This is a genomic window from [Clostridium] colinum (genome assembly GCF_940677205.1).
Lineage (GTDB): Bacteria > Bacillota > Clostridia > Lachnospirales > CAG-274 > Tyzzerella > Tyzzerella colina.
In genome coordinates, this window is the sequence record NZ_OW712331.1 from 1,511,775 (window position 1) to 1,523,500 (window position 11,726).

An 11,726-nucleotide genomic window follows, 5' to 3' on the forward strand; every position below is an offset into this window, starting at 1 on the left:
TATATAAAATAAAAAAATTATATAATATTATAATTAACAAAAATTTAACTAATAAATTATAAAATAATTATACTTATTTATATTTCAAAAAGTATAAAAAATATATATTATCTTACTTATTAAAATCTATAAATTTAATTATTGTAGTAAAACTTTTCAAACTGATATAATGAAATAATTAATTTTTTCTTTAAACTCATATTTTTTCTAAAAATTTAATCCTATTTTTTATCACTAAAAATGATATACAATCATAATAAAATATACAATAAAAAGTTGTATGATGTTATAAGTTATATTTTTTCTATCACTTATAACATCATACAACCTAAAATCCTTTTAGAACTATAGTAGAATATATTAAAAAAGCCTTCCTTTCGGAAGGCTTTAAACTAACTAACTATTAAATTATTTTTTAGCAGTAGTAGTTTCTGTTGTAGAATCTTTAGAAGCAGTTGTGCTTTGAGTTGTAGATTCTTTAGTTGTAGTTGTAGAAGCAGTTGTGCTAGTTGTTGTAGCAGCTGTAGTTGTAGCTACTTTTGAAGCGTTTTCATTGTAGATAGCAGTTCTAGTATCTGCATTCCAGCTAACAGCCACGCCTAAAGCTTGACCTAAAGCTCTGAAAGGAACGAACATTCTACCATCTTTGATTTCAGCTTTAACACCAAATTCCATAGGAATTCTAGTACCGTCAACTACCATAATGTTGCTACCAGCTTGGAATTGAATAATTTTTTGACCAGTACCTGCACCGTAGTAAATTGTAGTAGTTTTAGTATTTGCATCAAAAGCGATTTTGTTAGAAGCATCTGGGTTAGTAACATTAGCACTATCTACACCTAAAGCTACAGAAACAAATCTTAAAGGAACCATTGTGCTGTTGCTAGAAGCTTGGATATAAGGAGCTACATCCATATCAATAGTTTTGTCACCAACAAGAACAGTTTTTTCACCAACGCTTACTTTAACAGTTTGATCAAAAGTACCTGTTTCTGTAATAACGTTTACATATTCTTTGAATACATAAGAACTTGTATTATTTTGGTTAACTAAGTTTTTATCTTTGCTTGTAGCAGAGAATGTTTTATCATCTTCTACTTTAGAATCATAGTTATTGATAACTGCATCACCAGCTAATTTTAAGTCATATGCACCAAATGGTACAGAACGAGTAGTACCTACTTTAACATTTTTAATTGTTATTGTAGATGGGTTTTTGTAAGATGCTTTGTTAATTTTGAATTTGATAGCACCTCTAACTGTATTATTGCTACTGTCTTTAACATCGCCTACTTTAAAGTCTTTTTCTTTAACTTCTAATTCGCCACCACTTACTTCGAATTTAGCTTCAGAGAAACCTAATTCTTGAGTACCATAAGGAGCTGAAAGATATAATACAGCTTCTTTATTTTCTAAGAACATACCTGGTTTAGCTTCTGTGATAACAATATCAGCAGTGCTGTAGTTTTGGTAACCAATGTTAGCTTTTGTAGTATTAGATTTGATTTCGAAAGGAATTACAGCTTTAGCAACTACTGCTTCTGTAACATTGCTTTGTCCACCACCAGTTACACCAAGTTTAATGTCACCTTTGAAACCAGGATCTACAGATAAGTTAAGTTTTAATACGAAATTAGCTACAGAGCTTGAGCTAGTTGAACCGTATTTAACTTCATAGCTATCTCTTTTAAGTCTTAAAGTTTTACCATGGTTAACAATTTCAAAGTCTTCAGCAGACAAACCATTAAAGTTATTGATTTTGCTAAGATCGATACCTACGATTTTAACACCTTCTGGAACATTAAAATCTAAAGCTCTAGATTTTACTAAAGTATTAGAAACAGCTTCTGAGAATTTAACTTCTACAGTAGTGTTATCTTGTTCAGACATGCTAGAATCATTTTTGCTATAATGTCTACCAGAAATAATTTCTTTAGCATCTTTTAAAGTTTCAAGTTTGAAACCTAATTTTTCTCTTTTAGCAACTGTTTTTGTTGCACTAGAGATACCGTCACCAGAAACAGTAAGGTCTACATTACCAAAGTTTTTATCATTAGTAGCTTCTACTTGTAATCCTTCAACTCTAATACCAATTGGTGTAGTACGATTAGTCTCTAATCCTGATACTTTTACTTTAAGAACAGAATCATTACCAGAATAACCAAGACCTGTACCTGTAGTATCTACAGTTAATTCTTTACCTGTTTTATCATTAAAGAATTTAAGAGTGCTACCTGTTTTAAATCTAAAACCACCATTTACTCTTAAAGTGATTGTAGCTTCGCCTTTGCTATTACCAATTGTACCTCTTACGTTTTCTTTAATAACAACTGGAGATAATTTAGCATAATCTTCGAAAGATTTAATGTTGCTTGAGCTATATTCTAAAGTAGTTTCACCTTCTTGACCAGCTTTAGTAAGTGTATATTCGCCACCTTTTACTTTATCGTTGTAATCAGAAACGATTTTTACTTTAACTGGTGAGTTACCATCTGCTTTTACTGCACCTAAAGGTAAAGCAATGTATGGATCTTTAACTTTAGTATTTTCTGTTCCTTTAGAAATAACAACTTCTATTTTTGTTATTTTATTATTTCCACCATCAGATTTAATTTTTTCTTTTGTAAAGTTACTATCTGCTATTACACCCATTGAATCATAAAATTTAAAAGTAATTTGATCTTCAGTTACTTTATTAGTAGTACCCATATTTATTTCTTTATCACTATCTTTAAGATCTAAATTAGGAACTGTAACTGTAGCTGTTGTAGGGCTATCAATTTTTAAAGTATATGGTATATGAGCTAATTCTGGTACTGCTCTATTTTGTTCTGCAAGAACTTTAGCTTTAATTTTATCTAATTCAGCTTTAACTTCTGGTACTGCTTCAAAAGTTGCTTGACTTGTTACAGCATCAAGTTTATTACCTGTACTTTTTAATTCAGCATCATACATTGTATTAAATTCTGAAAATTCAGTAATTGCAACTGCACTATTTACTGTAATTGTTGCTTTATCTTTTGAATTAGATACAATGTTATTATAAACATCTGTTAAAGATTTTGCACCATTCATTGCTTGTTCATAAGTTACTTTATCAGTACCATTACTATTATAGTATTGATATGCTGCTAAATTACTTTCATCAAAAGTACCATTTTCAAGTTGTACTTTAAAAGTAGTTTCGCCAATGTTTTCAGTACCATCATTGTTAAGAGCTATTTTAACAACGCTTTTTCTACTTTTTAAATCGCTAACTGTTTTAAATTTTTCAGCGCTTGCATAATCTTTTGCATTAGGGTCGATTGTTTCACCCGCTTTAGCAAATGTAGTATTTAATACACTATCAGCTTTTAATTGAGCTGCGTTTGCACTAAGTGGCATTGCACTAGTAACCATCATAGCTGATAATAATATAGCAATTTTTCTTTTCATTATAAAATTCCTCCTAAAAATTTGAGTTTATAACTAATTTACATTAGTCAACCACTGTATCATCATTATAGCATTGCAAACTTATATAGTCAATAGTGTTTTATAAGATGTAACATTACTGTAATATTTATCGTAACATTTTATAACAACTTTTGCCTAACCCCTATAAGTTTTTATACTATGGAGCAATTTTAGATATATAATCGTTTTTTATTATTGTAAAAATCATATCTAAACTTTGGCTTTTTTGTTTGTTTGCCTTGCTTGTATATAATATAACACTAGTTAAAATTTTTTGCAATAGGTTTAGCCTATTTGTAATTTACCTGTAATATTAGTTACATTTCAGTAATAAATTATATTTTTATATACTATCTTAAACTATTGTGTTTCTCAAACTTTCTAAAGGTTTTTATCTCCTATCCCCTACAAAATTTATTATCTAAAATAACTAACTATTTATTATAGTTATAATTTAAAATTAATGCTTTACAAATTATGTCTTTTGGATATAATATTTTTGTAGGCTAAACAAATTATTCTTATTATAGTCTATATAATCGATTAAGGGGTTACTATTTTTATGATAATAAACTATCAATCGAATAAAATTAAATGGTTGTTTGTCAAATTTAGTGATAAATTTTTAAAATCTATAAATATAGCTAAATTATAATTTACTTTATGAGTATCTATGCACTTTATTTATACATTTATTATAAAAATATATATTAATTTATGATTTTTTAATAGTAATTTTCTATTTATAAAACATTTTAATTATTTATATTTTTATCTATCTCTAAAAACGGTAAACAACCAATTAAATTAAATAAATGAGGTGTTATTATGTCTAATGTTTCTAACAATGATTTTTTAAATGCAATGCAAAATTTATTACAAGATAAAAGTGAAGAAAATTACGCTAATTTTGAAAAAGAAATTGAAAAAACAAAATTTCTTTCTCCTGTTTTTATAATAAACCAAAATGCTACTAATGATTTAAACAATACAGATGTTTCTTTCATAAATATTACAGACGGAGATGACAACAAATTTTTCTTAGCTTTTACAGACTGGGATAAATTTAATAAATTTAAAAAAGATAATCAATTTACAGCTATAGATGCTACACTTAAAGATTTTCATTATATGCTAACTAGCGTAGATACAGATGCTAAAGGTTTTGTTATAAATATTGGTGATGAGGCCTTGTTTATACCTAAAGAAACTTTTATCTAAATTTTATAAGCCAAAAACAGTATTATCTGCTTTTGGCTTATATTTTTTGTTTATTATTTATTGTAAAGTCTTTTTTCTCTTTTTCTTTTTGTCATTAACCCTCCTATTTTTCCGCTTTCTTTAGCCGTTAAGCTCTTCCAGCCCCCCTCTTTTATTTTATCCATAAATCCTAATTCTTCTGCTATTTCATATTTTAATAGTTCTTCTTTTGTTTTAGGTTTGTCGTCTTTTTTTTTACCTTTTTTCATACTTTCTCCTTTAAATATATAGTAGTATAAATATTATTAAAAAATTTTTTATATTTTATACCTATATATTTTTAAATAATATAGGAGAATTTATAAAACATATTATCAAAGACCGTAGACAAAATATATTAGCGGTAACTTACTTTGCATAATTATTTTTATGTTTTACATAAAAATATTAATCACAATACAAGGCAAAGCTTCGTATTGTGTGAAAAGCTAGATTTATATAGGCTTTAGCCCTTGTGTGAATAGATTAGTTTTTTCATATATTATCTTGCATATTATGTTAAATTTTCCCATTGTTCATATAATATATCAAGCTCTTCTTCTAGCTTTTTCTTTTCTTCAAATATTTCTCTAGATTTTTGTGGGCTTGTATATACTTCTTCTAGACTTAATTGCTCGTCTGCATTTTTAATTTTTTCTTCTATTTCTTCTATTTGCTTTTCTACCTTGTTTAAAGCATTTTGTTTTTTTCTAAGTTCTGCTTGTGCTTCTTTTTGTGCTTTCCAATCTAATTTTGTATCTTGGGTTTCTTTTTTTACATTGCTATCTGCTATATCTATTTGTTGTTGGCTTTTTTCCAAATAATAATCATAATTACCCAAATATACGTTCATTTTATTTTTAGTTAATTCTATAACCTTTGTTGCTGTATTATTTATAAAAAATCTATCGTGCGAAATATATATACAAGTTCCGGTATAAGATTTTAATGCATCTTCTAATATTTCTTTAGATACCATATCTAAGTGGTTTGTAGGCTCGTCCAATATAAGAAAGTTTGCATTAGATAACATTATTTTTGCAAGTGCAACTCTTCCTTTTTCTCCCCCGCTTAAACTAGATATTTTTTTAAATACATCATCACCTGTAAAAACAAATACGGCAAGTGCATTTCTTATCTCTTCATTTTTTAAATTAGGATATGTATCCGATATTTCATCAAATATTGTTTTATCCATATTTAAATTTTCCTGTTCTTGGTCATAATATCCTATAATAACATTGGCTCCTATATCAATACTACCTTTATCAATAGAAATTTTATTCATTATCATTTTTATTAATGTAGATTTCCCTATACCATTAGCCCCTATAAGTGCTATTTTCTCCCCTTTTTTTATATCAAAAGATATATTATTAAAAAGTTCAAAATCAAAACTTTTGGATAAATTTTTAACAGTCAATACATCATTTCCGCTTTCTTTTTTTGGTGATAATGTAAGACGCATTTGTGGTGGCAAACTATCTGGCTTTTCTATTTTCTCCATTTTATCTAATAGCTTTTCACGGCTTTCTGCTCGTTTTATAGACTTTTCTCTATTGTATGAGCGTAATTTTTTTATAACTTCTTCTTGTTTTTTTATTTCTTTTTGTTGATTTAAATATTGCTTTAGCATTATCTCTCTAGCTATATGCTTTTTGTTTGAGTAATCAGAATAATTACCATTATATACTGTTGCTTTACTATTTTCCAATTCAATTACTTTAGTTACTACTTTATTTAAAAAATATCTATCGTGAGATATAATAAATAATGCTTTATTATATGATTTTAAAAAATTTTCTAACCATTGTATAGATTTTACATCAAGATGGTTTGTTGGTTCATCTAAAAGTAAAATATCTGGTTCTTCTAATAATATTTTGCCAAGAGCTATACGAGTTTTTTGTCCACCAGAAAGACATTTAACTTGTTTATAAAAATCATCTTCTACAAATCCTAAACCTTTTAATACACCTTTTATACGGCTATTATAATCAAATGCGTTATTTTGATTTAAATATTCACACACTTTGTCATATTCTTTCATTGTTAAGCTAAGCTCTTCATCTTTTAATATACTCATTTTTTCTTCCAAATCTCTTAACTTTATTTCCATATTTATTATGTGTGAAAAAACTGTTAAAAGCTCTTCAAATAGTGTGTTATCTTCATTTAAATTTAAATTTAAATTTTGAGAAAAATATCCTATTTTAGTATTTTTAGGTATAATAACTTCACCACTATCTTGAGATATTTCTCCTGTTATTATTTTAAATAATGTAGACTTACCAGCTCCATTAACCCCTACAAGAGCAACTCTATCTTTTTCATTTATGTTAAATGATATGTTGGTTAATACATTTGTTATACCAAAAGATTTATTTATGTTATTACAAGCGCATATCATATTTTGCCTCCTATATTTTAATTAATTATAACAATTATAACAAAATATAATAAGTTTTAAAAGAGCTAACATTGACAAAAAGAAAACAAAGTTGTATAATTTTGTTAATATCTTAATAAAGGAATGGTGTTAATGGATAAAAAAGTTTCTTTAGCTGTCATAAAACGCTTGCCTAGATATTATAGATTTTTAGGAGATTTACTAGATAATGGTATAACAAGAATTTCTTCTAAAGACTTAAGCGCTAAAATGAACATTACAGCTTCTCAAATAAGACAAGATTTAAATACCTTTGGTTGTTTTGGACAACAAGGCTATGGATATAACGTAGAACTTCTTTTAAATGAAATTAGAGAAATTCTAGGGTTAAATAAAACATATAATTTAGTTATATTAGGTGCTGGAAAGATTGGACAAGCATTATTAAACTATTCTAATTTTGAAAAAAGAGGTTTTAATTTTATAGGTATATTTGATATAGATTCTAATATTATAGGAACTAAAATAAAAGACTTAGAAGTACAAGACATAAAAAATTTAGAAAAATTTACAAAAGAAAATCAAATAGATATAGCTGTATTAGCTGTACCTCGAGTAAATGCTTACGAATTATATAAATCTGTTATTAGCTATGGTATAAAAGGCATTTGGAATTTTTCCAACACTGAATTAAAATTATCTGATGGCATTATTGTAGAAAATGTTCATCTTACAGATAGTTTAATGACATTAGCTTACAGATTTAACTCTGGAGAAATTACAGAAGACTAAAATTAATTTTTTTAACAAAAAAATAACTTGAGGGTGCAGAATTTATCTACACCCTTTCAAAAATATAAAAAAGTTACTTTAAAATATTTTGTTTAATAAAAAAATAACTTAAAATTATAATAATCTTAAGTTATTTTGAGTATATTTTAAATTTTTAAGATAATATTAATTTTAATAAAAATAATATAGCTAATATGTACATTACTTTATTAACTTCTTTAGCTCTACCAGTTAACATTTTAATAAATACATAACTTAAAAATCCAAATACTAAACCATCCGCTATACTATAAGTAAATGGCATCATTATTATAGTTATAAAAGCTGGTAAACCTTCTGTATAATCACTAAAGTCTATCTTTACAACATTTTCAATCATAAATAAACCTACTATTATAAGGATTGGAGCTGTTGCAAAGCTTGGTATTGTAATAAATATAGGTGAAAATATTAAAGATACTAAAAATAATAAACCTGTAACAGTTGATGTTAAACCAGTTCTACCACCTTCGGCAACACCAGATGCACTCTCTACAAATGTAGTAGTTGTAGATGTTCCTAGCATAGCCCCTGCTGTTGTAGCAACTGCATCTGCTAAAAGTGCTTGTTTTAATTTTGGTAGTTTACCATCTTTATCTAAAAATTTAGCCTTTTCAGAAACTCCTATAAGTGTCCCTATTGTGTCAAACATATCTACAAATAAAAAAGCAAATACAATAACAACAATATCTGTTATTTTTATAATGTCAAAATCTATACTTTTAAATGCTGTAAAAATATTTATATCTTTTAAAGAAGGAGGTATAGATATAATTCCTTCTGGTATAAGGTTAAATTGTCCTTGTTCTATATCAACTTGGTATAACCCTGTTAACTGGCAAATTATACCAAGTCCCCATGTTATTAATATACCCCAAAACAATGAACCTTTTACTTTTTTTACACTTAAAACTACAGTGATGATAACACCTAGCATAGCTAAAGCTGGCCCTACAGATTTTATATTACCAAGAGTTAATGCTGTTGCTGGGTCTTTAACAACAATACCAGCATTTTGTAACCCTACAAATGTTATAAAGACACCAAGTCCTACGCTAACGGCATTTTTTAAATTTTTTGGTACGGCATTAAATATAGATTCTCTAATATTAAAAAATGAAAATACTAAAAATATGATACCCTCAATAAATACTGCAAAAAGTGCTAATTGCCAACCATATTCATTAGCTACGGTATAAGCAAAATAAGCATTAAGTCCCATACTAGGTGCTAATCCAAAAGGATAATTAGCTAAAAGCGCCATTGTTAAACACCCTATAAATGCTGCTATTGCGGTTGCTGTAAACAATGCCCCTTTATCCATACCTGTTGAGCTTAAAATATTCGGGTTTACAACTAATATATATGCCATTGTCATAAATGTTGTAACACCTGCAAAAACTTCTGTTGATACATCTGTTCCATTTTCTTTTAGCTTAAATAAGTTCATTTTTCTAATCTCCTATAAATTATTTTTAATAGTACCTCATCTATAAATATATCAAATTTCATAATATTGTCAAGCTCGCTATTAATAGTTTATATATAGTAATTTTATTAGTTAAATGTTGTATTTTTATTATAAACTTAGGAGATAAAATTATTTTTATTACATTATTATTATAATATTCTTTGTTTCAATAATATTTCTTTGTGTATAAAGTATTATTTTATTGATTTTATTTTTGTATTTTCTACCTTTATATTTTATTTAAAAATTATATTTATTTACAAATATAAAAAAAGCTACCAAAATGGTAGCATAAAATTTATTTTGTTAAAAAATCTGATAAATCTTTAACAGCCTCTTCTTCGTCATTTCCTTCTGCTAATATGGTAACATTTTTACCATCTAAGCTGCCAAGGGCAATAAGACCCATTATACTTTTTGCATTTACTTTTTTATCATCAAGTATAATTTTAATGTTGCTAGTAAACTTACTAGCTATTTGTACAATTAATGCAACTTCTCTTGCCTCGATAGATGCTGTTATTTTTAAATTTTGTTCTTTCATCTTATTTCCCCCTTAGGTTTTCTGCAATTTGATTTATTTTTTTTAGTCTATGATTTACACCAGACTTAGTTATTGTAGGATTTGTCATCTGACTAAGCTCTTGAAGACTTTTGTCGGGATTTTCAAGTCTTAAAATAGCTATTTCTTTAAGAGGCTTTGGCAAATAATCTAATCCAACAGTTTTTTTTATAAATTCTATATCTTCTTTTTGCTTAACACCTGTTGACACAATTTTACTAAGATTAGCAGTTTCACAGTTTACTATTCTATTAACATTATTTCTAACTTCTTTAAATATTCTTATATTTTCAAGCTCTAATAAGCATTTATGTGCTTCTATAATGTTTAATAATTCAACTATTTGTTCTGCTTCTTTAATATAAAGAATAAAATATTCTTTTTTTTCTATACATTTTGCATCTATATCAAAAAAGTTGATTAAATTTTTAAGATTTTGGGCTTGATTGTATGTGTTACATATAAATTCTAAATGATAGTTTTTTTCTGGAGAACAAATATATCCAACACCTAAAAAAGCTCCTCTTATATACGCTCTTTTACAGCATATTTTACTTACTATCATAGAGCTGTATAATTCTTCTTCATATATATTTTTATTTATTATATTAAATATTTTATTTATTAATTCTTCTTTTTGTATAAAAATTTTATGTGTTTTACTATTATCTTTTGTTATACAAACATCAATATCAAAAATAAATTTTAAAAGATTTTTAAATTTTTCTAATAAAAGTATATTTTCTGATACTATATTAATAAATAAAGGATTATAACCTATATCTGCACAGTGGTCAATAATAGCCGATAACTCAGATATAGCACAATGTCTATTATTAATTATTGTATAAATTTCTTTTTTTACATTTAAAGAAAAAGACATATCTTATCACCTTATTGTAATATACTATTTCTTACTATCTTTGTCAATATCTCTATGTGTGATAATAGTACTATATTGCAATTTATTAAGTTGATTATAAAGTTCATTACTTAATGTTACAGAACGGTGTTTACCTCCTGTACAACCAATAGCTATTACTAATTGATTTTTCCCTTCTTTTATATAATTAGGTATTAAAAAATTTATCATATCTAATAATTTTTGTAAAAATATATTGCTTTCTTCGTATTTCATAACATAATCGTGTACAGAAACATCATTACCTGTAAGTGGTTTTAATTCTTCTATATAAAATGGATTAGGTAAAAATCTTACGTCAAATACTAAGTCTGCATCACTAGGTATACCATATTTAAATCCAAAAGATAAAACATTTATCATAAGGCTATCAAACTCTTTATTTTCTATAAATATATCATTTATTTTTTGTTTCAACTGTCTTGCTAAAATATGGCTTGTATCAATAATATAATCCGATTTTCTTCTTATATCGCTTAATAGTTCTCTTTCTCTTATTATTCCTGTTATTAATCTTTCACCTTTTGCAAGGGGGTGGCTTCTTCTTGTTTCTTTATATCTTTTTAACAATACATCATCAGAACAGTCTAAAAATAATATTTCAAAAGAGTGATTTTCATTTTTCATCTCAGATAAATACGTAAAAAAATCATCAAATAGCTTTCCACCTCTTATATCTATACCTATAGCAACTTTTTCTATTTCGGTAGCTGGCTTATCACAAAGTTCTATAAACTTTGGTATTAAAGAAGGTGGTAAATTATCTACACAAAAATATCCTATATCTTCAAAAAATTTTAAAACACTACTTTTACCAGCTCCAGACATACCCGTTAATATGACGTATTTCATATTA

The 11,726-nt window shown here is 26.4% G+C and carries 9 protein-coding genes; 2 read left to right on the forward strand and 7 right to left on the reverse strand.

The window, feature by feature from the left end; translation table 11 throughout:
• Nucleotides 1-408 precede the first annotated feature (408 nt).
• Nucleotides 409-3,435 (reverse strand): copper amine oxidase N-terminal domain-containing protein, encoded by a 3,027-nt coding sequence (locus NBW53_RS07440; RefSeq protein WP_250277643.1) that lies wholly within the window; start codon nt 3,433-3,435, stop codon nt 409-411.
• 849 nt (nt 3,436-4,284) lie between these two features.
• Here NBW53_RS07440 and NBW53_RS07445 point away from each other — a divergent pair.
• A complete protein-coding gene (locus NBW53_RS07445) occupies nt 4,285-4,677 on the forward strand; it encodes an SseB family protein (protein WP_250277644.1) in 393 nt (130 codons plus the stop codon).
• A 53-nt stretch (nt 4,678-4,730) separates the two neighbouring features.
• On the opposite strand, the gene NBW53_RS07450 is transcribed toward NBW53_RS07445, so the two are convergent.
• Nucleotides 4,731-4,925, reverse strand: a complete 195-nt coding sequence (locus tag NBW53_RS07450) for a small, acid-soluble spore protein, alpha/beta type (RefSeq protein WP_250277645.1) — start codon at nt 4,923-4,925, stop codon at nt 4,731-4,733.
• A 284-nt stretch (nt 4,926-5,209) separates the two neighbouring features.
• Nucleotides 5,210-7,105, reverse strand: coding sequence for a ribosomal protection-like ABC-F family protein (gene abc-f / locus NBW53_RS07455; RefSeq protein WP_250277646.1), 1,896 nt, complete (start codon nt 7,103-7,105; stop codon nt 5,210-5,212).
• 132 nt (nt 7,106-7,237) lie between these two features.
• Between abc-f and NBW53_RS07460 the strand changes: the two genes are divergently transcribed.
• Nucleotides 7,238-7,876: a redox-sensing transcriptional repressor Rex gene (locus tag NBW53_RS07460; RefSeq protein WP_250277647.1), complete on the forward strand. Its 639-nt coding sequence runs from the start codon at nt 7,238-7,240 to the stop codon at nt 7,874-7,876.
• A gap of 154 nt (nt 7,877-8,030) precedes the next feature.
• Here NBW53_RS07460 and NBW53_RS07465 read toward each other — a convergent pair whose 3' ends face one another.
• The 4 genes from NBW53_RS07465 to rapZ all read right to left on the reverse strand — a co-directional run bounded on the left by NBW53_RS07465 (nt 8,031) and on the right by rapZ (nt 11,722).
• Entirely contained in the window at nt 8,031-9,365 is a 1,335-nt protein-coding gene (locus tag NBW53_RS07465; RefSeq protein WP_250277648.1) for an NCS2 family permease, read from the reverse strand.
• A 319-nt stretch (nt 9,366-9,684) separates the two neighbouring features.
• Nucleotides 9,685-9,930: an HPr family phosphocarrier protein gene (locus NBW53_RS07470; RefSeq protein ID WP_250277649.1), complete on the reverse strand. Its 246-nt coding sequence runs from the start codon at nt 9,928-9,930 to the stop codon at nt 9,685-9,687.
• A 1-nt stretch (nt 9,931) separates the two neighbouring features.
• Nucleotides 9,932-10,831 carry a DNA-binding protein WhiA gene (gene whiA, locus NBW53_RS07475; RefSeq protein ID WP_250277650.1) on the reverse strand — a complete coding sequence of 300 codons (900 nt, stop codon included), beginning with the start codon at nt 10,829-10,831 and terminating at the stop codon, nt 9,932-9,934.
• Between the two features lie 24 nt (nt 10,832-10,855).
• A complete protein-coding gene (gene rapZ / locus NBW53_RS07480) occupies nt 10,856-11,722 on the reverse strand; it encodes an RNase adapter RapZ (protein WP_250277651.1) in 867 nt (288 codons plus the stop codon).
• Nucleotides 11,723-11,726: the final 4 nt, after the last annotated feature.